25 protein-coding genes and 2 pseudogenes are annotated in these 23,936 nt (G+C 41.4%); 16 read left to right on the top strand and 11 right to left on the bottom strand.

Annotation, left to right across the window (positions count from 1 at the left end; all coding sequences use genetic code 11):
- Positions 1–90: 90 nt before the first annotated feature.
- Positions 91–2,586: a prolyl oligopeptidase family serine peptidase gene (locus NDQ71_RS11070; protein WP_301561633.1), complete on the bottom strand. Its 2,496-nt coding sequence runs from the start codon at positions 2,584–2,586 to the stop codon at positions 91–93.
- Positions 2,587–2,740: 154 nt separating this feature from the next.
- Between NDQ71_RS11070 and NDQ71_RS11065 the strand changes: the two genes are divergently transcribed.
- Complete coding sequence (locus tag NDQ71_RS11065) at positions 2,741–3,844, top strand: CNNM domain-containing protein (protein ID WP_192540620.1); 1,104 nt, start codon at positions 2,741–2,743, stop codon at positions 3,842–3,844.
- On the opposite strand, the pseudogene NDQ71_RS11060 reads toward NDQ71_RS11065, so the two are convergent.
- The 3 genes and pseudogenes from NDQ71_RS11060 to NDQ71_RS11050 form a co-directional block, all read right to left on the bottom strand.
- Positions 3,841–4,641, bottom strand: a pseudogene (locus NDQ71_RS11060) (EAL domain-containing protein); the annotation flags it as partial. The gene NDQ71_RS11065 and the pseudogene NDQ71_RS11060 overlap by 4 nt on opposite strands.
- A 58-nt stretch (positions 4,642–4,699) precedes the next feature.
- Positions 4,700–5,917 carry an IS4 family transposase gene (locus NDQ71_RS11055; protein ID WP_301562640.1) on the bottom strand — a complete coding sequence of 406 codons (1,218 nt, stop codon included), beginning with the start codon at positions 5,915–5,917 and terminating at the stop codon, positions 4,700–4,702.
- A 107-nt stretch (positions 5,918–6,024) separates the two neighbouring features.
- Positions 6,025–6,408, bottom strand: a pseudogene (locus NDQ71_RS11050) (response regulator); the annotation flags it as partial.
- A gap of 145 nt (positions 6,409–6,553) precedes the next feature.
- Here NDQ71_RS11050 and NDQ71_RS11045 point away from each other — a divergent pair.
- Positions 6,554–7,570, top strand: a complete 1,017-nt coding sequence (locus NDQ71_RS11045) for a metalloprotease (protein ID WP_301562670.1) — start codon at positions 6,554–6,556, stop codon at positions 7,568–7,570.
- A 189-nt stretch (positions 7,571–7,759) separates the two neighbouring features.
- Here NDQ71_RS11045 and NDQ71_RS11040 read toward each other — a convergent pair whose 3' ends face one another.
- From NDQ71_RS11040 to NDQ71_RS11030, 3 genes are all read right to left on the bottom strand, one after another.
- Positions 7,760–8,284 carry a hypothetical protein gene (locus tag NDQ71_RS11040; RefSeq protein ID WP_301561632.1) on the bottom strand — a complete coding sequence of 175 codons (525 nt, stop codon included), beginning with the start codon at positions 8,282–8,284 and terminating at the stop codon, positions 7,760–7,762.
- A gap of 296 nt (positions 8,285–8,580) precedes the next feature.
- On the bottom strand, positions 8,581–8,820 hold the full coding sequence (locus NDQ71_RS11035) for a hypothetical protein (protein WP_301561631.1): 240 nt from the start codon (positions 8,818–8,820) through the stop codon (positions 8,581–8,583).
- Between the two features lie 5 nt (positions 8,821–8,825).
- Positions 8,826–9,776, bottom strand: coding sequence for a chemotaxis protein CheV (locus NDQ71_RS11030; protein ID WP_064667748.1), 951 nt, complete (start codon positions 9,774–9,776; stop codon positions 8,826–8,828).
- 169 nt (positions 9,777–9,945) lie between these two features.
- On the opposite strand from NDQ71_RS11030, the gene NDQ71_RS11025 reads away from it, so the two are divergent.
- Positions 9,946–11,013, top strand: a complete 1,068-nt coding sequence (locus tag NDQ71_RS11025; protein WP_064667749.1) for a potassium channel family protein — start codon at positions 9,946–9,948, stop codon at positions 11,011–11,013.
- Positions 11,013–11,216 carry a hypothetical protein gene (locus NDQ71_RS11020; RefSeq protein ID WP_064667750.1) on the top strand — a complete coding sequence of 68 codons (204 nt, stop codon included), beginning with the start codon at positions 11,013–11,015 and terminating at the stop codon, positions 11,214–11,216. Before NDQ71_RS11025 ends, NDQ71_RS11020 begins: the two co-directional genes overlap by 1 nt.
- A 75-nt stretch (positions 11,217–11,291) precedes the next feature.
- On the opposite strand, the gene NDQ71_RS11015 is transcribed toward NDQ71_RS11020, so the two are convergent.
- A complete protein-coding gene (locus NDQ71_RS11015; protein WP_301561630.1) occupies positions 11,292–12,323 on the bottom strand; it encodes a cytosolic protein in 1,032 nt (343 codons plus the stop codon).
- A gap of 85 nt (positions 12,324–12,408) precedes the next feature.
- A complete protein-coding gene (locus tag NDQ71_RS11010) occupies positions 12,409–12,870 on the bottom strand; it encodes an EVE domain-containing protein (RefSeq protein WP_301561629.1) in 462 nt (153 codons plus the stop codon).
- Positions 12,871–12,944: 74 nt separating this feature from the next.
- Here NDQ71_RS11010 and tesB point away from each other — a divergent pair, with 74 nt between their 5' ends.
- The gene (gene tesB, locus NDQ71_RS11005; protein WP_064667753.1) at positions 12,945–13,802 is read left to right on the top strand and encodes an acyl-CoA thioesterase II; all 858 of its coding nucleotides are present in this window, start codon (positions 12,945–12,947) and stop codon (positions 13,800–13,802) included.
- A 14-nt stretch (positions 13,803–13,816) separates the two neighbouring features.
- On the opposite strand, the gene plsB is transcribed toward tesB, so the two are convergent.
- A complete protein-coding gene (gene plsB / locus NDQ71_RS11000) occupies positions 13,817–16,261 on the bottom strand; it encodes a glycerol-3-phosphate 1-O-acyltransferase PlsB (protein WP_301561628.1) in 2,445 nt (814 codons plus the stop codon).
- A 413-nt stretch (positions 16,262–16,674) separates the two neighbouring features.
- Between plsB and rpsJ the strand changes: the two genes are divergently transcribed.
- Genes rpsJ through rpsQ form a run of 11 tightly spaced genes read left to right on the top strand, consistent with a single transcriptional unit; the run spans position 16,675 to position 21,641 of the window.
- On the top strand, positions 16,675–16,986 hold the full coding sequence (rpsJ, locus tag NDQ71_RS10995) for a 30S ribosomal protein S10 (RefSeq protein WP_002957900.1): 312 nt from the start codon (positions 16,675–16,677) through the stop codon (positions 16,984–16,986).
- A gap of 27 nt (positions 16,987–17,013) precedes the next feature.
- Positions 17,014–17,649, top strand: coding sequence for a 50S ribosomal protein L3 (gene rplC / locus NDQ71_RS10990; RefSeq protein WP_054206125.1), 636 nt, complete (start codon positions 17,014–17,016; stop codon positions 17,647–17,649).
- A gap of 17 nt (positions 17,650–17,666) precedes the next feature.
- Complete coding sequence (gene rplD, locus NDQ71_RS10985; RefSeq protein ID WP_054206126.1) at positions 17,667–18,272, top strand: 50S ribosomal protein L4; 606 nt, start codon at positions 17,667–17,669, stop codon at positions 18,270–18,272.
- Complete coding sequence (rplW, locus tag NDQ71_RS10980) at positions 18,269–18,571, top strand: 50S ribosomal protein L23 (RefSeq protein ID WP_054206127.1); 303 nt, start codon at positions 18,269–18,271, stop codon at positions 18,569–18,571. The genes rplD and rplW overlap by 4 nt, the downstream gene beginning before the upstream one ends.
- A gap of 17 nt (positions 18,572–18,588) precedes the next feature.
- A complete protein-coding gene (rplB, locus tag NDQ71_RS10975; protein ID WP_064667755.1) occupies positions 18,589–19,413 on the top strand; it encodes a 50S ribosomal protein L2 in 825 nt (274 codons plus the stop codon).
- A 15-nt stretch (positions 19,414–19,428) separates the two neighbouring features.
- Positions 19,429–19,707: a 30S ribosomal protein S19 gene (gene rpsS, locus NDQ71_RS10970; protein ID WP_010561269.1), complete on the top strand. Its 279-nt coding sequence runs from the start codon at positions 19,429–19,431 to the stop codon at positions 19,705–19,707.
- A gap of 14 nt (positions 19,708–19,721) precedes the next feature.
- Complete coding sequence (rplV, locus tag NDQ71_RS10965) at positions 19,722–20,054, top strand: 50S ribosomal protein L22 (protein WP_004588690.1); 333 nt, start codon at positions 19,722–19,724, stop codon at positions 20,052–20,054.
- Between the two features lie 11 nt (positions 20,055–20,065).
- Positions 20,066–20,767, top strand: a complete 702-nt coding sequence (gene rpsC / locus NDQ71_RS10960) for a 30S ribosomal protein S3 (protein ID WP_054206128.1) — start codon at positions 20,066–20,068, stop codon at positions 20,765–20,767.
- Between the two features lie 12 nt (positions 20,768–20,779).
- The gene (rplP, locus tag NDQ71_RS10955; RefSeq protein WP_064667756.1) at positions 20,780–21,193 is read left to right on the top strand and encodes a 50S ribosomal protein L16; all 414 of its coding nucleotides are present in this window, start codon (positions 20,780–20,782) and stop codon (positions 21,191–21,193) included.
- Positions 21,193–21,384 carry a 50S ribosomal protein L29 gene (rpmC, locus tag NDQ71_RS10950; RefSeq protein WP_004588692.1) on the top strand — a complete coding sequence of 64 codons (192 nt, stop codon included), beginning with the start codon at positions 21,193–21,195 and terminating at the stop codon, positions 21,382–21,384. Before rplP ends, rpmC begins: the two co-directional genes overlap by 1 nt.
- Positions 21,384–21,641, top strand: coding sequence for a 30S ribosomal protein S17 (rpsQ, locus tag NDQ71_RS10945; protein ID WP_064667757.1), 258 nt, complete (start codon positions 21,384–21,386; stop codon positions 21,639–21,641). Before rpmC ends, rpsQ begins: the two co-directional genes overlap by 1 nt.
- A 484-nt stretch (positions 21,642–22,125) precedes the next feature.
- Here rpsQ and NDQ71_RS10940 read toward each other — a convergent pair whose 3' ends face one another.
- Entirely contained in the window at positions 22,126–23,757 is a 1,632-nt protein-coding gene (locus tag NDQ71_RS10940; protein WP_192540632.1) for an endonuclease, read from the bottom strand.
- Positions 23,758–23,936: the final 179 nt, after the last annotated feature.

Raw genomic sequence — 23,936 nt, 5'->3', positions numbered from 1 at the left:
TGATTTTTAGTATTTATACACTATTTAGACGATTATTTGATAATTAACAATAGGCAAACCGAGCGGGTTTGCCTATTGCTTGCTGTTAAACTATTTTTCAGGGTATAAATACTGCCACCACTGCGGCTGCTCTTTTAAGTGTTTATCAAAGTATGCCAGCATCGTGTCCCACCAATTAAAGCGTTGATCTCGGGCGAATATTTGATGATCAGCTCCTTTGTATTCAATCAGCTCAACATCTTTGCCAAGTAGTTTAAGCGCGGTATACATATTATGACTTTCACCTACAGGCACATTGGTGTCAGCATCACCATGTAATAGCAGTAGTGGGGTTGTGACTTTGTCAGCGTGAAATACAGGGCTATGTTGGCTGTATAATTTGCTGTTATTCCACGGGTAGCTGTTTTTAGATGCTTCGCCTGAATATAAATAGCCCCACCAACCTTGCCCCCAGTATGAGGTGATATTAGAAATACCCGCATGGGCAATTGAGGCACTAAACATATCTGTTTTGGTGGTCAGTAGCATGGTCATAAAGCCACCGTAAGAGGCACCTAAGTTGCCTAAGCGTTGCTTATCAATAAATGGGTACTGTTTTAGGAGTGCTTGCGTGCCTTGCATTATATCGTCGGCAGTGTATTGTCCCCATGCATTGACGTGTTTTGCCGAAAACTGCTGGCCAAAACCTGTTGCGCCAGTCGGTTGCACTACATACACCACATAGCCATGCTCGGCCCATAAGTTAAACGGATACCGTCCAGTAAAGCCGCGTGTAACGGGTGAAGTACCACCATAGTAATAAACTAGCGCAGGGTACTGTTTGTTTTTATCAAGGTTGCTTGGAAAATAAACACGGCCTTTAATTTCAGTGCCTGCGGTATTGGTAAAGTTAAACTCTTCTAAGCTAGCTATATTGGTATTGGCGTATTCTTGCGGTTGTGAATCCCAAAGTGTGGTTGCTTTGTTTTTGCTAATAGTTAGCTGTTTTAATTGTTGTGGCGATGATGCATTAGAGCCACTCACTAAAATAGCTGGGCTGCGAGTAGTTGAATAACTAAATTGTTCAACCACATCAAACCCAGTATTCAGTTTGCTAAAGTGCTGTTTGCTTTTGTCGTATAAATACAATGCAATGGTATCTTGCTCGGTCACTTTAACAATAGCATCACCATTAGGTAACACTTCAAGTTGGCCAATGGCGGGATCAAACTCACGGCTTAAAGGTGCTGCATTTTTGCCATTGTCGGTTAATAGGTAAAGCTGCCCGTCGTAGTTATTTGCTAGCATATTCTCAGGCAAGTTTCTGCCTAAGCCCTCTTTAAAGTCAGGGCCTGCCGTGACATAAATATCATCGCCGCTGTATTTTGCTTGATTAAACGTAGCAAACTGACCGAGGACAGTGCTGTTTGCGTTGGCAATGTTCAACTCAATTAATTCTGTAGTTGGGTGTGTTGCAGCTTGCATGGCTTCAGTACCGCGACTGAGTAATACAGTGCCGCGTTTATTATTAAAATCTTCAATGCTGTGGCTAAGTGGTCCTTGGCTTAATGGTTTACTCAGGCCGGTGTTAATATCTAATAAATAAGCTTGTGAAGTAGTGCGAGCATATGACCAACGATCTTGCAGGCCTCGATAATGCTTAGTAAGGCTGCTATCTGCTGTTGGTGACTTTGACCAGCTAAAGATTAAGCTGTTGTTATCGTAATAAGCAAAACTGCTTGCACCCTCTAGATTGTTAGCTATCACCTTAAGGTTTAGGGTTTTGCGGTTTAGTTGAGTTAATTTGCCATCTAATAAATACACTAAATAATTGTTATCAGGGCTCCAAATAATGTTGCTTGGCTGGCCTGATTCAAAGCGGTAAATGGTTTGTTGGTCGTCATTTTTTAATTCAGTAATAACATTCGCTTGGTTGCCGGTGCTGTCTTGATAGTGACGTTTAGCTACTAAATAATGCTTGCCATCAGGGGATATTGACAGTGCGCTGACCGTGGTCGCATCAAACAATTGCTTGGCAGATAAACCATGTTGTTCTGTAGTGCTAAAGGTTAGCGTATCAATGTCAGTATTCGGACTGAAATCAACCTCAACATCGTGCCAGTTTGCAACTTGTTCAGCAATAATCACTATTTGGTGATCGCCTTGTGGTAATGCCAATTCATAACTTTGTTTTTTGGCAGTTTGTTTCTCACCATTGATAAACAGCTGGGCTTCTTCGATCCCTTTGAGAGTGAGAGTGCCTTGGCTAAAACGCTCTGCATGCGTGGAAAATTTTAGTGCTTGTAAGCCGCCAAGAGTTAACGCATTTACTTTATCTAAGTTTTGCCATTTTAATTTTTCGCCAAATACCGTGATGCTTGTTGTTGGTTGTTGAATGCTAGGTAAAAGGCTGTTAATAATCGCATCTTGATGTTCAGTTTGGTATGGCTTTAACTGCATATCAGCGCCAAGTGGGCCAATAAACTTAATATCGCTTTTATTTATTGGTGCAGCAAGTGCTACATTACTTAGTGTGCTTAAAGTTAACATCGCCAGTACGGTTGTTAGGCGAGGAGCTGTACCGCGCCATGCTGAGCTATAATTCATAGTTGAGCCTAATGTAGGGAATTTAATTGAATATAGCATGGCGCCGAAGCACCAAAAAGCGCTCTGCGATGGATTTCAGTTTATCACTCACGGAGTTTGAGGTTGGCGCCCACAGTTGTTAAGGTGTATCTAATTGAATGACTAAGAGGTCACAGTGACATTATTAATCGTTTACATGGTCGTAGCGATCACGATTTCTTTTTTATGCTCCATTATGGAAGCGGTGCTGTTGAGCATTACGCCAAGTTATGTGGCCGTACTACGTAAAAGTAAGCCCAAATTAGCACAGCGGTTTGAGCACTTAAAAACAAATATAGATCAACCGTTAGCGGCTATTTTAACGTTAAATACCATTGCCCATACTGCTGGTGCAGCGGGCGTAGGAGCACAAGCTGCGGTGGTTTTTTCAGATGCTGCAGTAGGTATTGCCTCAGCGATAATGACTTTACTGGTACTCGTACTATCAGAAATCATCCCTAAAACCCTAGGGGCAAAACACTGGCGAGCGCTTGCACCTATAGTGACCCAAGCATTAAGGTATTTAGTCATCGCACTAAAACCCTTTGTATGGCTTGCTGAAAAACTCACTGGTATATTGGGCCGTAATTACAACGAAGCTTATTACATTCGCCAAGAAATAGAAGCTATGGCTGATATGGGCTCACAATCGGGGGCGCTGCACCAGGAAGAATCTGAAATCATCCGCAGCTTATTGCATTTTCGCCACGCCAAGTTAGATTCTTTAATTACTCCACGCACGGTATTATTTAAAGTACACAAGGATTTAACGGTTGATCAATATTTAGCGGAGCATGGTTCATCGGCGTTTTCTCGGGTATTAGTGTATGACAAAAATGGTGACGATATTATTGGCTTTGTGCATAAAAACGATATTATGCTGGCGTTTCATAGACTGGGTAAAGACTATAAAATCAGTAAGTTGGTCAAGCCTATTTATACCGTACCAGAGACTTTGTACGTACCCACGTTATTACATACTTTATTAGCTGAGCGCACGCATATATGCTTAGTGATAGATGAGTATGGTGATGTACAGGGGATTGTTACGCTTGAAGATATGATTGAGGCATTAATGGGATTTGAAATAGTTGATGAGCATGACCAATCTGCCAACATGCAAGCGGTTGCAAAGCAGCGTTGGCGCCAGCGCTTAGCAAATAGTAATACACTATTAAGTGAAGAGTTAAGTAAAGATGAATCAAACGCTGAAAAAAACTCACCGAAAGGCAAGCATTAACGGCGACTATTACTATTTAACGACACCATGTGCAGCCATGACTTCGCCCAGCGAATAAATTCTGTTTTGCCTTTGGGGCGGCTGATCAAAAAGCCCTGCATTAAAATATGTTCTTTGAAGCGATCTAAATATTCTAGCTCCTCAACACGCTCAATCCCTTCGGCCACAATATCTAGATCATCTTGAATTGCAATATGCACTAAACTACTCACAATCACCTGAGAGAATAAGTCACTCTCTATATTACTTATCAAAGTACTGTCTATTTTCACCTCAGTAAAAGGCAAGGTTTTTAACTGCTGTATATTAGTAAAGCCAGTGCCAAAATCATCAAGCGAAATGCCAAAACCGCGCATTCTTAAGCGGTTTAACGTTTCCAATTGAGCCGAACTGGATAGCGCATGTTGTTCGGTTATCTCTAAAATAATTTCGCTTGGAGTAAGCTGATTGAGTTGTAGAATCAATGCCAGTTTATCTGGGCAGCTTAAATCTTCAAGCTGGCATGGCGATAAATTAAAAGCGAGTTTAAGTTTATAACCTAATTGTGTTTTTATTTCTGAAAAATCCCCAGTGGCTTTTTCAAACAATTGAAAGGTGATCAGGTTAATCAAATCTAAATCTTCAGCAACACAAATAAATCGCTCTGGTAAAATAATAACGCCGTGTTCGGGAGTCACAATTCGAGCTAATACTTCTACGCTGGCCACTTTATTGGTGATCCGGTTTACCTTAGGTTGGTAATACGGTGTGATCTCGTTATGACTGATTGCATGCAGCAGTTGTGCTTCAGAAATTGGCTCGCTGGTTTTTTCAGTGTGGCAGGTTAAATACCTAAGGGATCCCCAGAAATAATCATTAAGTTTCAATTACATCACTCACATCCATATTTTTCCAATCGAGTTGCACTACCACCTGTACGAAATAGGCTAGTCCTGCCAAATAATCTCGCCGTCGCAGTTTAATGGACTGTTTTTTGAAGTATCGCAGCCCAACAAATGCCCATGACACTACTCGTCTTTTTTTGGTTGAATTAGCTTGAAAAGCGCCTGTCTTTCCTGCTTTGTCTATCACTGCCCCCAGCATCATTGAGAACCAATGAGCCAGTGTGGCAAGCAGCAACAGTATGTCTAATCGATAGAGTTTGTTTGTCCTGTGCAGATCTGAGCCTAAGCCGAACCTAACACTTTTTTGATCTCGAAATCCTGCTTCTATCTGCATTCTCATACCATATAATTTGAGTACTTTTTCGAGAAAGTGGTGCCTCTTTGGAAGAGAAGAAACGAGTAGCCAAGGCTCCTTATAACCACGTTTTTTATCTCTTTTTAATAACTTATGTCCCTTGCCAACCAGCACTGCATGAGTTTGATATTTTGCACTTTTGGTCAACTCGGTCGCGCCAAGATACTGGCTCTTACGTTGATTGCTCTTGAATAGTGACTGGCATGGAACAAACTCATCGCTGCCCTGCGTTTTCAAATGTGCCGTACCTCGAACACGGCTAATATAATGCCAGCCATTGTTTCGCACGGCTTTGAGCCAAGGAACTTTAAAGCCCGCATCCGTCACAATTACGGGCCGGCAGTCACCCGGCAAGATCAGTTTGAGCATCTTTAAGAACCGTTTTTGAACTTTTGGGCAATGATACTGAAAACTGAATGCACTTTCCTGATACAGGGTCAAAGAACGACCTTCACTGGCAATGCTGGCACGCAGAATACAGTATTTGGTTTGTGTATCTGCATGACTCCAATCAACCAAAATGACGGGATGCTTTTCAGTGACCACAAAACGGCTTAAGCGAACATAAACCGATGTCGACTCACGCAAAAGCTCGTGGTTATTGAGTAGTCGATCAATACGTTTAATATCATGTTTTTCAGTTGTTTTTGAATCCAAATTGCGACCAATAGATGTCAAGGTGCATTGCTGACAGTGCAAAAGAGATTTAACGGCAGCGACTAGAGTATTAAATCTGGCTTTATGAATAGAGTTAGGGGTGACAGCGCGGAGCATATTGTGCAAAATAGTAGACGCATTCATGGTGTTTAGTTCTGTTGTTTTTAAGCGATTCATAAGATCACAAAACACCATGAATGTTCCCTCACTACCCATATTTTTTAACACTATTAGTTCATTGATATATAAAGGCTAATTTTGGGGATACTTTAGGTTAAATACTCTAATTTCTTCAATAGCGTATAAACTTGGTTAAGTTGCACTGGCTTGGCAATATTGCCAATTAAATGCACATTGTTTTTGCGTGCTAAGTCAGCGGCTAAATCAATTATCTTCGAATTCATTTCCGAGATAATAACAATAGCGCCGGGGTACTGGATTGTCCCAAGGTGGCGAATAAGCTCCATGCCATCCATATCGGGCATATTAAGATCAGTGAAAACGGCATCAAAAAAGTGTGGATTTGCTTTTACTTTATTGAGTGCCTGCTCAGCATCTAAGCAGGTTGTGACATGGGGAACATCAAGCTCACTTAATATAGCTTGCATCACAACTAAAATAGCTTTTGAATCATCAACAACAAGAATATTGCGTGCTGCTTTTGTCATTTCTATTCCCTGAAATAAAACATATTGGTAGCTTAAAAGTAGTAGATAATCGGCAACGTGTCAGCTTTATAACTGAAAATTTATTCCATAATCTCGTTAAAAAAATAGGTATACTAACGATATAATTTTTAAGGTTTAAAGTAACATCATGCAAATACAGCTGACCCTCGCCGATCAACAATTTAGTTTAGTGCTTGCTGGGCGACAAATAATAAAAATTTTTCAGCAACAACAAGCGATTGGCTTTGATAATCCGCGCGAAAACTATTTTGAATTTAAACTTGACGATCAAGTGATTGGCTTAGACACCAGTGCTGTGGTTGAACAAAGCTTATCACTACATATTAATGATCAATTTGTGCAACAACTCACCTTACCGCCAATTGAAAAAACCAAACCTAAGCAAGGGCTGCTTGGGATATTTGCGCTCGGTTTTAAGATATTTAAAAGTGCCAAAGTCGTTAAAGTGGCGTTAGCTGGTGCCTCCGTGGCCGGTTATGCGTGGCTGTTCACCTTTGAATTCGCCTTGATGCTGATTGCCTGTTTAGTGATCCACGAATATGGCCATGTTAGAGCGATGCAATATTTTGGTATTAAAACCAAAGGCATTTACTTAATTCCGTTTGTTGGTGGCCTTGCCGTCAGTGACGATAAAATTACCACCCGTTGGCAAGATGTGGTGATATCTTTAATGGGGCCCGCGTTTGGTTTGATCACCTCTGTTTTAGGTGTGGTGCTTTATTACGCCACCGAGATGGAAATTTTTGCCGGGGTCGCGGTACTTAGCGCATTACTTAACTTATTTAATTTATTGCCCATTCTACCGCTTGATGGTGGTCATGTCCTAAAGAGTATAAGCTTTTCAATGCGATCTTGGATAGGCTTAAGCGTGTGCTTGCTTGGTGTGTTATTTGGTTTATGGATAAGTTACACGTTTGGCCTCATGCTATTAGTGTTTTTCTTATTCATCGGTGCGCTGGAAATCGTGTTTGAGTGGCGCGGTCGCCATTACTCGCATTTATTGCCACTGGACAAATACGGCCAAGGCTTTTCAGCGGTAATGTACGCACTCGTCGTTGCAGGACACGTCGCGGTGATGATGCACTTTGCTGACTCTGAAAATGCAATTTTAAGCCTGCCGATGAAGATTTTATCGAGTTGACAAAGGCGGACATTTTTTGAGTGCTTTATTTTTAGAAAAATTGACAACGTAGCCAGAGTAACTTTGGGAGTAGTATGCTAGCTCACAACATTGAATTATGACTATTTAGATAAGAGTAATAAAAAGTGCTTTAAGCAAGTGACAGTAAGTTTGGCTATAGTCCATTTTAAATAGGCTATAGCTTTTATATCAAAAAATACAAAAGTCAAAAAAGCTATCTACTTTTTTATAGTCACTCTCACTCAGTGGTAGGTTATTCTTAGCTGTAATAATTAATTTAGTTAAGTATTCGTTGTTTCTGTATTTATTTAGTTTTATAAAAAATATAATTCTATTTTTATTTTCAAACCGTGTTTTAACTTCTTTATATTTATCCTTAACTAAATTTTCATTTTCAATTGTGAGAAATAATTCATCTTCTAAAAACTTACTAAAATTAGTGTAAATTATTTCTTCGTTAGATTTCTCAGTATCATTACTATTTCGTAAAGTACTGTCTTGAGATAACTCTGAAAATGAAAAAGACCATGCAAAATTATTATCTTCGACTGAGATATTTCTTTTCATTTCTTTCTTATCGAACAGATCTTCGTTAAACGAAGAGTTGAAAGAAAATCCAATATCATCAGCATTACATGTATCTTTTGTTGATGCATGAGCTAAACTAAATAGACAGATAAATAAATATAAACAAAATATTTTAATCTTTTTCATCTTTACTCTTAATTTTCGAAAATTTATACCCGTAGTAAATTCCTTGGGCATTAGCTAAAAAAAGGATAATATAAAAAATAATATCTTTGTGGAAACTGGTTGCATAATTATAAATTAGTATGCAACCTACAAAGTTTATTAGATATACAAAAATAGGAAGTATAATCTTCATTAGTTGTAATGCACTGAGTCTAAAAGTTTACTCCTATTCGATATTTCTTGATTTGCCTTATTTAATTCTGTGGCATTGAAATATAAAGAGCCCCACATAACGACGGTAATCCAGCCTCCCTTAGTTACTTTTTTGTTTTCCATATAGTTGATGCTAAATCTTTAGCACTTGCTGCAGAAACTGAAATACCTAAGATTCCTGCATATGAATTTACCATGTCGTGGAACTTTTGGTCTTTTAATAGCTCTGTATTGAATAGCAAGTGATTTTTCATGCTCTTGCCCTGATCACGAATGTACTTAATTGGCAAATGCGCTGGTCGTTTTAATATTATATCGCGTATCAAAAGCGTTAATTTAAACATTGGTGCTATTTTTGTTGTTCAAGCACCGCTTTTAAACGTGTTTGTACTTCTTCAACCAGTAAATCAGGCTGGAATTTAGATAAAAACGCATTACAGCCCACCTTTTCAACCATGGCTTGGTTAAAACTACCGCTGAGTGAAGTATTAAGTACCACATGGAGATTTTTTAGGCGGTTATCATTACGAATTTCGTGGGTTAACCGATAACCATCCATCGCTGGCATTTCAGCATCGGTGATCACCATCAGCAACTCTTTTTCTACATCCATGCCTTTATCGGCCCAGGCTTTAAGCATGTTCAGTGCTTCAAGACCATTACTGGCAGGGATAATCTCAATACCTAACTGCGTTAATGTGTCGCTCACTTGTTTGCGCGCTGTGGGTGAGTCATCAGCATGAAGGATTTTGCGGCCTACAAATTCGTTCACAATGCTTTTATCAAGTATTTCATCAGAAATTTGTACTTCGTACTCAACAATTTCAGCGAGTACTTTTTCTACATCGATGATCTCGACTAATTGTTCTTGGCCATCGCGTTGAATTTTGGTCAATGCAGTCAAGTAATGGTTTTTACCAACAGAAGTCGGTGGCGGCATAATATCGGACCATGTCATATTGACGATTTGATCAACTTTACCTATTAAAAAGCCTTGTACCGTACGATTATATTCAGTGATAACCAGATTACTGTCTTCAATGTGTTTGGCCGCAGGCATACAAATAGCTTGGCGCAAATCAATAACCGGAATAGATTCGCCACGAATGTTAGCAACACCAGAAATTTTCGGGTGAGCGTGAGGAATAATATTTAAGTGAGGCAGTTTAACCACCTCTTTTACCTTAAACACGTTAAGGGCAAATAGGTGTCGGCTGTGTAAATAAAACAGCAATAATTCTAAGCGATTTTCACCAACGAGCTGGGTTCGCTGATCAACAGAAGCTAATACACCTGACATAACACACTCGACTAAATAATTAATAATTCAAGTATAGCTTACACTGTTATGTTTAAAAAAAGCAGCCTAGATACTAATCTTAGTCGTTATGTGCTGCGCAGCCATTGCCATCATTTCAGCATTGCAGTAACTTATCGCATAATTGATAGCTAAATAACCAAGTGTGGGCATGCCATTTATATTTAAACGATTATTTTTATTAGTCAGAAATCATATTGATCAGGTTAGCTGGCAAGCTGTGGCTATCGCAACACTGCTGCATATGCTGTTGATCTGGTTGCTGTTGGGTTTAGCTGGTGAAACCGCATTAAGCCCCGTTAGCACCTTTGTTTACTACTATATAGTAACGACTTCAACGGTAGGCTATGGTGATTTTAGTGCCAGTACAGACTTGGGACGATGGATTGTAGCAGTACTGCAAATTCCATTTGGTTTGGCTTTATTTGGCGTTCTGTTAGGTAAAACAGGGCAAACAGTTACTTATTTAATTAGGCGCGCTATGACAGGTGATAAAAGTTTTTCGCATTTTAACAATCACATAATTATTTTTGGCTGGCATCAAATCCGCACTAAAAAAATGATTGATTATATCTTGGCTGATCAAAAACGTATGGATAGACGCATTTTGCTGGCGGTGACAGAGCAAATGGAACATCCCTTTTTAGCTAACGCCCATGTTGATTTTGTTCGCTTATCGAGTTTTACCGACTGTGAGGAGCTTGAACGTGTAGCGATTAAGCAAGCCGATAAAATTATTATTGATGGTCAAGATGATGACCAAACATTTACCACAGCACTGCGTATTAGCAAATTAGTAAAAGACGATTGCCACATTAGCGCGCATTTTAATGATGAGAGTAAAGTTGAAATGCTACTAGAGCACTGCCATAACGTGGAATGTTCGAGCGCTAAATCTGCTGAAATTTTAGTGCGTTCAATGCAAGATCCAGGCTCTAGTCGCGTACAAGAAGAGCTTTTATCAACTTTGCATGGTGATACCCAGTTTAGTTTAGTGATCCCCGCGGAGTTGGCAGAAATGGAGTTCGGCAAATTATTTCATCACTTTAAACACGATCATGATGCCATTTTACTCGGTGTTGCGCACAATCTAAGTGCTCAAAATATGGATTTAAATCCACCACTTAATTATCCCGTTAATAGTGGCGATATATTACATTACATCGCTGTTGATCGTGTATTAAGCAACGAAGTAGATTGGCAGGGATTGGCTAAGTAATGGGTGAAGTTGCGTTTTTAATTCTATTATTGAGCGCCTATATTCTACCTGTTGTAATAGTGCTCAATAGTAAGCGCACCCAAGGGCATGAAAAGAATGGTTGGTTAATTGGTATTATCTTTTTTTCATGGCTGGCACTGGTCATGTACTTTGCCATCATTCCTAAACATGGCCATAAAAAGAAAAAGAACAAGAAAAAATAAAGTGGTTAGCATTCATCTATATTACGAACCGTGCTTGATTTAACAAACACGGTTTTTTATTTTAAGCTGCTGGCTTTACTTTAACTGTTTTAGTTTGTGCTCTACTAAAGGATCATCAGGGGCGAGTTGCTGGGCTACTTCGAGCAGTTGAATTGCATCATTAGGGTGTTCATCTTGGTGCTTTAACGCAACATCAAGCAGAGGTTGAATATCAATTTTTGCTTGATGCTCTTGCACATGCGCTGCTTTTTCATCAATAAGAATATTGTGTGCTTTGCTTAATAGGGCTTGGCGATGTGCCGATTTAATATTCGCCTTATTGAGCCTTCGGTAATAGTCTTCCTTAAAGCGCAGGGTTTTGGTTTGTAAGCGAAATTGTGCAATATCAATTTGTTGGTGGCGAATAAAATCCACAGCCACATCTTTATAGAAACCAAACTTATTTAAGTAAGTTGCATGAACGCTGTGGCCCATACCAAATACCCGTAAGTGGTTTAATTGACCGTAACGTTTAGCGTGTGCGCGGTCAATTCGATTAGTCGGGTCATAGATAATGTAGCCTTTAGCATGCCCTAAATCTAGGTCGTGGTAATCTCCCGTCCAATCAAACTTTTGAGCAATTTCGGTACTTGAGCGGTCATCCCATGGTGCTTTTTCTATATTTTTTGTACTAACAGGATGAAATAGCAATACTTTATCGAGCTTTAACAGATTAGCAAATGCACCAACGGCAAAACCACCTCTGCTTAAGCCATAGCCTAAACGCTCTTTAAAGCCACCTATAAGGGGGGCTAACTGTTCAATGAAAAACAGTAGATTACGATGCCTAAACCAATTACTAATACCTAAGTGCTGAAAGGCAATAACATTCACATCTTGCTTTTTTGCGAGCTTGTAGGCCCACGGTGAGAAATCATCGGTAAGATCATGTTCTTGGTAGTTTGTACCAGCAGGAGAAAAGGTAAACAGCAGAGGCTTATTCGCATCGATGATATGATATTTTACATACACGTCACCGAGTAAATCGCCACCCGTGAAGGGGACTTGGCTTTGCTGCTCATCGCGGGGGAGATTGGTCCATTCATCTAACCAATATAATAATTTCATACATCCCCCAAGATACCTCAATAATAAAGGTGGCGAATTATAGCAAAAATCACTGCTCATTAAAAATGCACGCCTTTTTAATGTGTTATGTTTCGCTCATAGCTATAATCTGTTGCCAGTCATGCTCTGTGACGGGCATGACTGATAAGCGTCCGCCTTTTTTAAGGGCAATCTCAGTGATGGCATTATTAGCCTTGATTGCTTGTAAGCTTACCAGTTTATTTAGGTGCGCTTTATAAGTAACATCAACGACAAACCAGCGCGGGTTTTCCGCATTAGCCTTAGCATCGTAGTAGTCACTGCTTAAATCAAACTGAGTAGGGTCAGCATAGGCTTCGCGGGTAACGGTAGCAATACCTGCAACGCCAACTTGTTTACAACTTGAGTGATAAATCATCACTAAATCACCGTGTTTTACCCCATCACGCATAAAGTTGCGGGCCTGATAATTACGCACGCCTTCCCACATGCTGGTTTGTGCGGGGGCATTTTTTAGGTCATCGATTGAAAACGCATCAGGTTCTGTTTTAAATAGCCAATAAGCCATTGTTATCTCCCTAAGATTTACATAATTATAGTCTATAGTATTATGTGGGTCTTGTCGGGATTGAGGATATATGAATGAGCCAAGTTTTAGATGATTTACTATCGTTATTAGCATTAGAAGAAATAGAGCAGGGCTTGTATCGCGGGCAAAGCCAAGATTTAGGATTTGGTGCTGTGTTTGGCGGCCAAGTGATGGGGCAGGCGCTTTCTGCTGCTAAAGAAACTTTGCCACCAGGGCGCATTGTGCATTCATTGCATTCTTATTTTTTACGCCCAGGTGATGCCGCTAAACCGATTGTGTATGATGTTGAAACCATTCGTGATGGCAAAAGTTTTAGTACCCGTCGAGTTAAAGCTATTCAATACGGCAAACCGATTTTTTATATGACGGCGTCTTTCCAAGGTCTTGAGGAAGGGTTGTCACACCAAGCAACCATGCCAGATGTACCACAACCTGAAGAGCTTAAATCGTCACTTGAGTTTTACCAGGCAAATGCTAGCCATATTCCTGAAGTGATCCGCAATAAATTTATTCGTGAAGTGCCAATTGATATGCGCCCAGTAACATTCCACAACCCGTTTAAACCTGAGGTAATGGAACCTGTGAAGCATATTTGGTTTAAAGCCAATGGTGATATGCCAGATGATCAGCGTATCCACAATTATTTATTGGCGTATGCATCTGACTTTGAGTTTTTACCAACGGCGCTTCAGCCTCATGGTGTATCCTTTATGCAACCCAATATGCAGGTAGCAACCATTGATCACGCTATGTGGTTTCATCGTCCGTTTCGTTTGGATGATTGGATTTTATATACTGTTGATAGCCCAAGTGCCAGCTCTGGACGTGGTTTAGTGCGTGGCCAGTTCTTTGATCGTCAAGGCAATCTTGTTGCCTCAACGATCCAAGAAGGGGTTATGCGTCAGCGCTGATAGGCGATTTGCAGCTATTTTTGGTTACACTGCCCTTGTACAATATCACTAATTGACTGCCAGACCCGTGCTGGCAGTAATGCTTTAAGATGCATATACACTTCACACAGTTCTGTGCTGCCTCGTAAGCCATTCTCGGTTTCGCTAATTAACCCTTGCTCGCGTAAGTTGCTAATAAAACCTACCAATACTTTTTTGTCAAAAAACTCTGGAGTTTTAATGCCGTGCAATGTACCTAAACGCTCAGCCAGTACTTGGCTTTCCCGCTCTAGCTCTTCGCGCTCAATGCCTAAGCTTGTTTGAATAAAACCGGTCACAATCGCATAGCGTTGCAGCGTTAAACTCAGTGCTCGACCGAGAATTTCAAGTTTCGCTAAGCAGTCATTACTATTGGTAATTTTGATGTTATCACCATCAATTTCAATTAAATCTTGATCTACAAAACTGGCTAAAATGCGGGAAATGTAGTTTTCATCGAGCTCATGTAAAAACCATTCCTTAGCAAATAACGGGTAAAAGCAGTTAATTAGTGCTTGGCATTGTGCAATGGTGGTTTTATGGCTTTTAAATATATGCAGTGCCAGTAAGCTTGGCACTGCAAAAACATGCAGAATATTATTGCGATAATAGTTAAACAGGGTTTTTTCTTTATCGCTAATAGCAATAATTTCGCCAAACTCATCGCTGATCACCTCAAACTTATTCAGTTTTAACGCATGCGCTAATAGTTGCTCTGGGCTTTCATCTGGAATGGTGATTTTTTCACTGTAACTCGCACTGCGTTGCAGGTGTAAGTAAAAATCTAGTTGTGCTAGCAACTTAGGTTTACTCAGTGCTTGTTTATCGTTTACTAGTAAGATCATGGCTAGTAAGTTAACCGAGTTAAGGGCGGCAGCACTGTTAATGTTAACCATGACTTTATCGGCTAAGGTCGCCACTTGCGGCCCAAGCCACTGCGGTTTTTGTACATCGGTAGGGTGAATAGAGTCACGCCAATCAGGTTGTTGCTCATTTAAATATTGATTGATTGAGATTGGATCGCCAAAGTTTAAATAACCACGACCATAATTTTTTAAATTTTTAATGGCTTTAAAAATACCAAAAATCGACTCGCCTTTTTTGTCGTCGCCCGCAAGTTCTTTCAAGTAAGTATTGATTTCCATGACGTGCTCGTAGCCAATATACACAGGCACAATCGAAATTGGGCGGTCGATGCCACGCAGCATAGCTTGTAGAGTCATTGCTAACATACCGGTTTTTGGTGGTAGTAAACGTCCTGTGCGACTGCGACCACCTTCGGTGTAAAACTTGACTGAATAACCTTTAATAAACAGCTGGCTTAAATATTCTTTAAACACGGCTGAATAGAGCTTGTTGCCTGCAAATGAACGGCGAATAAAAAACGCCCCTGAGCGGCGGAAGATGCCACCGGCAGGGAAAAAGTTTAAGTTAATACCCGCTGCAATATGGGGCGGTACTAAACCTAAATGATAAATAGAGTAGGTAAGTAGCAAATAATCCATATGCGAGCGATGGCATGGCATATAGATGATCTCATGACCTTTATTGGTTAAGTCATGAAGCTGTTCGGTATATTTAACTTCAATGCCGTTATACAGTTTATTCCACAGCCAAGTGAGCGCGCGATCGGCAACTCGAATTGTCGCGTCACTGTAATTGGCCGCTATTTCATCAAGCAGTTTTAGCGCATTTTGCTGTGCCTGTTGTTGGCTGATGTTTTTTTCTTTGGCTTCAGTTTGAATCGCTTTTTTGATGGTTGGTGAAGCTAATAACGAATTAAATAGTTGCTCGCGTGAGGGCATTTTTGGCCCCGTCGCCGCTAGCTTTTGACGACGAAAATGCACCCGAGCCACGCGCAGCAGTTTATGCGGCAACTCATCTACCTCGGCTTTTTCGTTCACCAACAGAGATAAATCTAAAGGCTGACTAAAGCGGATAAAGTTGTCACGGCCAGAAAACAGTAAAACAAAAAACTTCCGAAACCAGCTTGGGGTAAGAGAGTGCGACACCAGCGTGCCTAATCCAGGCTTTTCTTTACCAGGGTTACGGCCCCATAGAATGGTTACCGGCAGCACTTGTACATTTTGCTCACCATTGGCTAGCAACTGGTCAATAATTTGCTTGCCTTGATTAAGCGCATCGGTTGGTTTGGCTTCGTCACCAAACAGTGGTGGCGGATTTTGTAAACCAATAAAGCGTTCTAATTCTTGGCCACCTAACAGTTGTGATTGTATCGGAGAAGGTAAGCCAAATTTTTTGCAGACTTTATCTAGCGCCGCTAAATCTGAGCGGGCATTAAGCTTCACGATATAAAAGGTTGGATATGCCGGATTAAGGCCGTATTGTTCGATTGGGTTTTCAGGTAGCACCTTGCTTTTAACAAACAGGCTATTCATTACCTTAGAGACAAAATTCAAACAATAATTAAAAATACGCATCAACTCACCAACGTTAGAGGGTAAAAAGCAAAATTAGCGCAGATAATACCAAGTAATAACTGGACTGACCATTATCATTAATAGCGAGCACGATCATCTCGCTCTATCACTATAGATAATTTCCTGTATTGACGACACAATGACAGCCCTTTTTTACAGTATAAATAATCCTCATTCTGGCAGTTTGAAATAGTTGTTGCATTTATCACCAATATCACTATAATACGCAGGCTTTCAAAATTCCCTCGGGAACTTGGAAGGAACATTAAGCTTGGATTTCAAGCTAATAAAACAGGAGTTCCGATTTGGAACTCAACGTAGATATAAATCAACAACCGGCATCTTAAGTTTTTAAGATTGTTTCGGTCGTTTTTTTATGCTCTTTTAAATGCTCTTTATATTGAGGTTTAAGAATGTCAAATCAACGCATTCGTATTCGCCTAAAAGCTTTTGACCACCGTTTGATTGACCAATCAACGGCGGAAATCGTGGAAACTGCGAAACGCACTGGCGCACAAGTACGTGGTCCAATTCCACTACCTACACGCTTTGAACGTTTTACTGTACTTACATCACCGCACGTTAATAAAGACGCGCGTGATCAGTATGAGATCCGCACCCATAAACGTCTGATCGACATCGTAGAACCAACTGACAAGACTGTTGACGCACTTATGCGTTTAGATCTTGCTGCTGGTGTTGATGTTCAAATCAGCCTGGGTTAATCGAAAGATTAGAGAGGTTTTAGGAAAATGGCATTAGGTCTAGTCGGTCGTAAAGTGGGTATGACACGTATCTTCACTGAAGATGGTGTATCTATCCCTGTGACAGTTATTGAAGCGACACCTAACCGCATTGCTCAGATCAAATCTGACGCAACAGACGGTTATAACGCGCTTCAAGTAACCGCAGGCACTAAAAAAGCAAGCCGTGTAAACAAAGCAACAGCGGGTCACTTCGCTAAAGCTGGTGTTGAAGCGGGTCGCGGTCTGTGGGAATTCCGCCTAAATGGTGGTGAAGGCGATTTTGAAGTAGGCGCTGAGCTTACTGTTGAATTATTCAACGAAATCAACAAAGTTGACGTAACCGGTACTTCTAAAGGTAAAGGTTTCCAAGGTGGTGTTAAGCGCTGGAATTTCAGCATGCAAGACGCTACACATGGTAACTCTCTATCTCACCGTGCTCCTGGTTCAATCGGTCAAAACCAATCACCTGGTAAGGTGTTTAAAGGTAAGAAAATGGCCGGTCATATGGGTGCTGAGCGTGTAACGACTCAAAACTTAGAACTAGTACGCGTTGACGCTGAGCGTAACTTGCTTTTAGTTAAAGGTGCAGTACCTGGCGCTATCGGCGGTGACGTTATCGTTAAACCTGCTGTTAAAGCATAAGTCCTGGAGATTTAGTGATGGAATTAGCAATTAAAGACGCTTCTGGCGGTCTTGAAGTTTCTGAAGCTACTTTTGGACGTGAGTTTAACGAAGCATTAGTACATCAAGTAGTTGTTGCATACGCAGCAGGTGCTCGTCAAGGTACTCGTGCTCAGAAGACACGTTCTGAAGTAAGCGGTGGTGGTAAAAAACCATGGGCTCAAAAAGGTACTGGCCGTGCACGTGCTGGTACAATCCGTAGTCCAATTTGGCGTTCAGGTGGCGTTAGCTTCGCAGCTAAACCACAAGACCACAGCCAAAAAGTAAACCGTAAAATGTACCGCGGTGCGATCAAAAGCATTTTATCTGAATTAGTTCGTCAAGAGCGTTTAATCGTTGTTGAAAGTTTTGCTCTAGCAGCACCAAAAACTAAAGAACTAGTTGCTAAGCTTAAAGAACTTGAGCTTAAAGATGTTCTTATCGTAACTGAAGAAGTAGATGAGAATCTATTTTTATCGGCACGTAACCTGTACAAGGTTGACACGCGTGATGTAGCTGGTATCGACCCTGTAAGCTTAATCGCTTTCGATAAGGTACTTATTACAGCTGCTGCTGTTAAGCAACTTGAGGAGACGCTAGCATGATCCGTGAAGAACGTCTTTTAAAAGTGATCCTTGCTCCACATATCTCTGAAAAAAGCACTATTGCTGCTGAAGAAAACAACACAATCGTTTTCAAAGTAGTAAATGACGCAACTAAAGCTGAAGTTAAAGCAGCTGTAGAGAAGCTTTTTGAAGTGGAAGTAACTGGTGTTCGCACACTTAACGTTAAGGGTAAAACAAAACGTACTGGCGCACGTTTCGGTCGTCGTAGCGACTGGAAAAAAGCTTACGTTACTCTTAAAGAAGGCAGCGAACTAGACTTTGTCGGCGGCGCCGAGTAATAAGGGGAGTTAGAATTATGGCACTTCAAAAGTGTAAGCCAACTTCTGCGGGTCGTCGTCACCTAGTTAAAGTGGTAAACCCAGATCTACATAAGGGCAAGCCATACGCACCACTATTAGAGAAAAACTCTAAGTCAGGTGGTCGTAATAACAATGGTCGTATTACGGTTCGTCATATCGGTGGTGGTCATAAGCAACATTACCGTTTAATCGATTTTAAACGTACTAAAGATGGTATTCCAGCTGTAGTTGAGCGTTTAGAATATGATCCAAATCGTAGCGCAAACATCGCTCTTGTATTATATGCAGACGGTGAGCGTCGTTACATTATCGCACCAAAAGGCTTAAAAGCTGGCGATGCAATCCAGTCTGGTGTTGATGCACCAATCAAGCCTGGTAATGCATTACCTATGCGTAATATGCCTGTAGGTTCGACTGTTCACAACGTAGAATTAAAACCAGGTAAAGGTGCGCAAATCGCACGTTCTGCTGGTGCATACGTTCAAATCCTTGCGCGTGATGGTCAATATGTAACATTACGTCTTCGTTCAGGCGAAGTTCGTAAAGTTGAATCTGATTGTCGTGCAACACTAGGTGAAGTAGGCAATGCTGAGCATATGCTTCGTTCACTTGGTAAAGCAGGTGCAAATCGCTGGCGTGGTATTCGTCCGACAGTTCGTGGTGTTGCCATGAACCCGGTTGATCACCCACACGGTGGTGGTGAAGGTCGTACGTCTGGTGGTCGTCATCCTGTGTCTCCATGGGGTAAGCCGACTAAAGGTGCTAAGACGCGTAAGAACAAGCGTACGGATAAATTTATAGTACGTCGTCGTACTAAGTAATATTGAGGAATAGCCATGCCACGCTCTCTCAAGAAGGGTCCTTTTATAGACCTACACTTGCTGAAGAAGGTAGAGAAAGCTTTGGAAAGCGGTGACAAGAAGCCAATTAAAACTTGGAGCCGTCGTTCAATGATCATACCTAACATGATCGGATTGACCATTGCTGTCCATAATGGTCGCCAGCATGTACCAGTTTTCGTTTCTGACGAAATGATCGGTCACAAACTAGGTGAATTTGCACCAACTCGCACTTACCGTGGCCACGCTGCGGATAAGAAAGCGAAGAAACGTTAAGAGGGGAATGATAAATGCAAGCATTAGCTAAACATAAATTCGCCTCTGGTTCGGCGCAAAAAGCACGTCTAGTTGCAGATCAGATCCGCGGGTTACCTGTCGATCGCGCACTAGAAATCCTGGCGTACAGCCCTAAGAAAGCGGCTGTATTAGTTAAAAAAGTACTTGAGTCTGCTATTGCTAACGCAGAGCATAACGAAGGTGCTGACATTGATGAGCTACGTGTAACAACGATCTTTGTGGACGATGGTCCAACAATGAAACGTATTATGCCACGTGCTAAAGGACGCGCAGACCGCATCCTTAAGCGTACAAGCCACATCACTGTTGTGGTTTCAGATAGCTAGGAGTATAAGTAATGGGACAAAAAGTTCATCCTACTGGTATTCGCCTAGGTATATCTAAACCTTGGGTTTCTACCTGGTACGCGAGTTCAAAAGATTTCTCTGCACAGCTTTTTGGCGATCACAAAGTACGTACATTCCTTACTAAGGAATTGAAAGCGGCTTCTGTGTCTAAAATCGTTATTGAGCGTCCAGCAAAATCAATCCGCGTAACAATTCACACGGCTCGTCCGGGTGTTGTTATCGGTAAAAAAGGCGAAGACGTAGAAAAATTACGTCAAGCGGTAACTAAGATTGCTGGTGTACCTGCTCAGATCAATATTTCTGAAGTACGTAAACCAGAACTAGATGCACAACTAGTAGCAGACGGCATTGCCTCTCAACTAGAGCGTCGTGTTATGTTCCGTCGCGCTATGAAGCGTTCGGTACAAAATGCAATGCGCATCGGTTCTAAAGGGATCAAAGTTGAAGTTAGCGGTCGTCTTGGCGGCGCAGAAATCGCACGTTCAGAATGGTATCGTGAAGGTCGTGTACCTCTACATACTCTTCGTGCTGATATCGACTACGCAACTTCTGAAGCCTTAACCACTTATGGTATCATTGGTGTTAAAGTTTGGATCTTCAAAGGCGAAGTTATTGGTGGTTTACCACTAGTACAAGAGCAAGAGAAGCCAGCTAAACGCGCACCAAAGAAAGCCAAGAAAAGTGCTAAGTAGAGGTAGCGAGTAATGTTACAGCCAAAACGTACAAAATTCCGTAAAATGCACAAAGGCCGCAACCGCGGTTTAGCGCAAAACGGTAACAAAGTAAGCTTCGGTACTTTCGGTTTGAAAGCTACTGGCCGTGGCCGCATGACTGCTCGTCAAATCGAAGCAGCTCGTCGTGCCATGACGCGTCACGTAAAACGTCAAGGTAAAATCTGGATCCGTGTGTTCCCAGACAAGCCAATTACGAACAAACCGCTTGAAGTTCGTATGGGTAAAGGTAAAGGTTCTGTTGAATATTGGGTTGCAGAAATTCAGCCTGGTAAAGTACTTTACGAAATGGAAGGTGTTTCTGAAGAGCTTGCTCGTGAAGCATTCAACCTTGCAGCGCGTAAATTACCATTCAAAACAACTTTCGTAACTCGGACGGTGATGTAATGAAAGCTAGCGAACTAAAAGACAAAAGCGTAGAAGAGCTAAATGCTGAACTTCTAGGACTTCTTCGTGAGCAGTTTAACCTGCGCATGCAAGCAAGCACTGGTCAGTTAGCTCAAACTCACACGCTAAGAACAGTACGTCGCGATATCGCGCGTGTAAAAACAATTATTAACCAGAAGGCAGGTCAATAATGAGCGATAAAATCCGTACTCTTCAAGGCCGTGTAATCAGCGACAAGATGGATAAATCTTTCACTGTTGCTATCGCACGTTACGTGAAGCACCCAATCTATGGGAAATTCATCAAACGTACGACTAAGTTACACGTACATGACGAAAATAATACAGTTCAGGCTGGTGACGTAGTTACTATCCGTGAATGTGCTCCTATCTCTAAGACTAAGTCTTGGACATTAGTAGATATTATTGAGCGTCCAAAACAAGCTTAATTTTTAATTAAGTCTGTTTTATAAAAAGCCCCGGCATTAGCTGGGGCTTTTTTTGTTTTTAAAAAACTACTTGTCCTTAACCTAGCTCCAGCTTTTATGCTGTATTTTTTCACTCTGATTAAATGCTATGTGTCCGATTCAAAATTACCTTTTAAGCCTAGGCCTTACCGAATATAGACAATCTATTTTACAAATTGTGAAGCTTGTAGAAGCGGTGGATCACTCAATTGCAAATAACAGTGAATTTGCAACTGCTGCGTTAGCATGGGTTGAGCAACAAAAAAGATGCCCAACAATGACAAACAAAAGAGCATTAATTATATTCTTACTGCGTAAATTGGGTTATAAAATTAAAGAGCAAAAAAGCCTTTGCAAGTGCAAAGGCTGATGTTTTTCTGCGCTGACCGCTGACCGCTGACCGCTGACCGCTGACCGCTGACCGCTGACCGCTGACCGCTGACCGCTGACCGCTGACCGCTGACCTTTACCAAATCATTTCTACAAACTCAGGGTGATCGATATATGGATTGCGATTACCTTGATGTTCATAAGCGGCTTGGTTTCTATCTAGTTCAAGCTGACTGACGGGATCGTCGTTGTGCCAATTTACCAGCATTGTCACTACCCAATTCTCAAACACTTGATTACTAGTGCCATTAAGTACTGCGTTGCTGTATGTGGTGTTGTTTTGCCAAGAGCCAATGACGTTCTCATAGCGGGTTGCCATATAAAAATAGGCGCGGGCAAAATCACCTTTAAACTCATCGATTGGCTCAAATACCGTACCTGAGTAATTAATTGAGCTTGCTGCGCTGCCAAGTTTACTGCCATTGCTTGAGGTGTAGCTTGCGCTGCCCACTTCACCAAACGGGTAGTTGCTGCGCTTGGAATTTACATAACCATCGGTTGCAAAAATATGGTGCACGTCTGAATTCATAGGCTCATTTGTGCCGCCAAACCAGCTTTTTGGAAATGAATGCTCGCGGTTATAACAATCTCCCTCGCTTCGGTAGGTGCCGCATTGATCAGCGACAGCAACGTAATTATAACTGTCTTGAGCTGTTGGGTTTTCAGCATAGCGATCAAGAATTGAATTGTCGTTTTCAAAGTATTTATCTCGAGATGCGCTATCGTAAAAACTCCAAATTGCTGAATATCCCTGTGAGTTGTGGTCTTTTATAATATTGTATAGTTCTGATTTTAGAGCATAGCCTGTCAAACCTTGGGTTGTGACATAATAACCGCTTGGCTCTGTAGGGGGCGTTTCTGGGTTGTTACCATCCCCGAGTGTGAATGGCGTTGCTTCACTACTTTGAAAGCTACTGCCGCTTGCAAGTTGTGTTTGTGCCGATGTGAGCGCGTAACTACCGTTACCAAACGAGCAGCAAATACCATCGCCGTAACTATCAAAAATGCTAAAGGTATAATCGCCATCAACTAAACAAGCTTGCTCAGTGTAGCTGTTGTTACCACTATAACCGCCACCAGATGCAACGGGTGTGCCTTGCGCATTAGTAATTTGCCAACTTGTCTCTTCGCCATAGTTATCTGTGGTGAGCGCTAAACTAACCGTATTATCGGCGCAGCCGTCTGGTGTTGGCTGTGTATTGCCAGCAGAATTTGGCATAAAACTATCTACGTAAACGGTTTCACTGCCATCAAAGCCGCTAACATCATAAAAGCGTAGGCCAACGCTAATGGTCGTGTTACTTGATGCTGTGTATGTATAGCTGAGCTGTTGCCATTGATTTAAAAGCGCAGGGTTTGAGTAGCCTTGATAACCGTCAGCAATGAGGCGCGCTTTAACACCGCCTTCAGTGTGGTAAACCCAACTAGAAAACTGATAGCTTTGGCCTGTTTCAACGTCCACCTGTTGTAGTAAATCTGTACTGCTTTGGCTCGCTGTATTCACCTCTACTTTTGCAGCGAGTGAGCCAGAATTGACGATAGAACTTGAAGGCGACAGCACTATACCTGAATCAATGGTACTCCAATTATTAGGGGTGTTGCCTGCCCAGTTTTCAAAATCACCATTATCAATGGCGGCTAAGCAAGGTAGTGCTGCTGATAAAACAGCACTGGCGAGTATGCATTTTTTATATGTCCCGTGTGACATAGTGTTTCCTTATTGTTATGGGCGCACAGAATGTGGCCAATTCCACTATAGCCTACCCGAGTTTTGTTGCAAAAAAGTTAATTGTTTATTTTGTTATCAAGCTTGGTCATTACTATTTTTGAGAGGTATTTATTGTGTTGGGTTTGCTGACGGACACTCTTTTTAACTTTTAATCTGTT

Origin of the sequence: Pseudoalteromonas sp. KG3 (assembly GCF_030436385.1) — a bacterium.
GTDB lineage: Bacteria > Pseudomonadota > Gammaproteobacteria > Enterobacterales > Alteromonadaceae > Pseudoalteromonas > Pseudoalteromonas prydzensis.
The sequence above is the reverse complement of the archived record's forward strand: the minus strand, read 5'-3'. Positions and strand labels throughout refer to the sequence as shown.

Excerpts from the sequence above, each read along its gene's own strand:
- NDQ71_RS11070 (WP_301561633.1), bottom strand. The coding sequence starts at position 2,586 with ATGAATTATAGCTCAGCATGGCGCGGTACAGCTCCTCGCCTAACAACC.
- NDQ71_RS11055 (WP_301562640.1), bottom strand. The coding sequence starts at position 5,917 with ATGAATCGCTTAAAAACAACAGAACTAAACACCATGAATGCGTCTACT.
- NDQ71_RS11040 (WP_301561632.1), bottom strand. The coding sequence starts at position 8,284 with ATGAAAAAGATTAAAATATTTTGTTTATATTTATTTATCTGTCTATTT.
- NDQ71_RS11035 (WP_301561631.1), bottom strand. The coding sequence starts at position 8,820 with ATGTTTAAATTAACGCTTTTGATACGCGATATAATATTAAAACGACCA.
- NDQ71_RS11030 (WP_064667748.1), bottom strand. The coding sequence starts at position 9,776 with ATGTCAGGTGTATTAGCTTCTGTTGATCAGCGAACCCAGCTCGTTGGT.
- NDQ71_RS11025 (WP_064667749.1), top strand. The coding sequence starts at position 9,946 with ATGCCATTTATATTTAAACGATTATTTTTATTAGTCAGAAATCATATT.
- NDQ71_RS11020 (WP_064667750.1), top strand. The coding sequence starts at position 11,013 with ATGGGTGAAGTTGCGTTTTTAATTCTATTATTGAGCGCCTATATTCTA.
- NDQ71_RS11015 (WP_301561630.1), bottom strand. The coding sequence starts at position 12,323 with ATGAAATTATTATATTGGTTAGATGAATGGACCAATCTCCCCCGCGAT.
- NDQ71_RS11010 (WP_301561629.1), bottom strand. The coding sequence starts at position 12,870 with ATGGCTTATTGGCTATTTAAAACAGAACCTGATGCGTTTTCAATCGAT.
- tesB (WP_064667753.1), top strand. The coding sequence starts at position 12,945 with ATGAGCCAAGTTTTAGATGATTTACTATCGTTATTAGCATTAGAAGAA.
- plsB (WP_301561628.1), bottom strand. The coding sequence starts at position 16,261 with ATGCGTATTTTTAATTATTGTTTGAATTTTGTCTCTAAGGTAATGAAT.
- rpsJ (WP_002957900.1), top strand. The coding sequence starts at position 16,675 with ATGTCAAATCAACGCATTCGTATTCGCCTAAAAGCTTTTGACCACCGT.
- rplC (WP_054206125.1), top strand. The coding sequence starts at position 17,014 with ATGGCATTAGGTCTAGTCGGTCGTAAAGTGGGTATGACACGTATCTTC.
- rplD (WP_054206126.1), top strand. The coding sequence starts at position 17,667 with ATGGAATTAGCAATTAAAGACGCTTCTGGCGGTCTTGAAGTTTCTGAA.
- rplW (WP_054206127.1), top strand. The coding sequence starts at position 18,269 with ATGATCCGTGAAGAACGTCTTTTAAAAGTGATCCTTGCTCCACATATC.
- rplB (WP_064667755.1), top strand. The coding sequence starts at position 18,589 with ATGGCACTTCAAAAGTGTAAGCCAACTTCTGCGGGTCGTCGTCACCTA.
- rpsS (WP_010561269.1), top strand. The coding sequence starts at position 19,429 with ATGCCACGCTCTCTCAAGAAGGGTCCTTTTATAGACCTACACTTGCTG.
- rplV (WP_004588690.1), top strand. The coding sequence starts at position 19,722 with ATGCAAGCATTAGCTAAACATAAATTCGCCTCTGGTTCGGCGCAAAAA.
- rpsC (WP_054206128.1), top strand. The coding sequence starts at position 20,066 with ATGGGACAAAAAGTTCATCCTACTGGTATTCGCCTAGGTATATCTAAA.
- rplP (WP_064667756.1), top strand. The coding sequence starts at position 20,780 with ATGTTACAGCCAAAACGTACAAAATTCCGTAAAATGCACAAAGGCCGC.
- rpmC (WP_004588692.1), top strand. The coding sequence starts at position 21,193 with ATGAAAGCTAGCGAACTAAAAGACAAAAGCGTAGAAGAGCTAAATGCT.
- rpsQ (WP_064667757.1), top strand. The coding sequence starts at position 21,384 with ATGAGCGATAAAATCCGTACTCTTCAAGGCCGTGTAATCAGCGACAAG.
- NDQ71_RS10940 (WP_192540632.1), bottom strand. The coding sequence starts at position 23,757 with ATGTCACACGGGACATATAAAAAATGCATACTCGCCAGTGCTGTTTTA.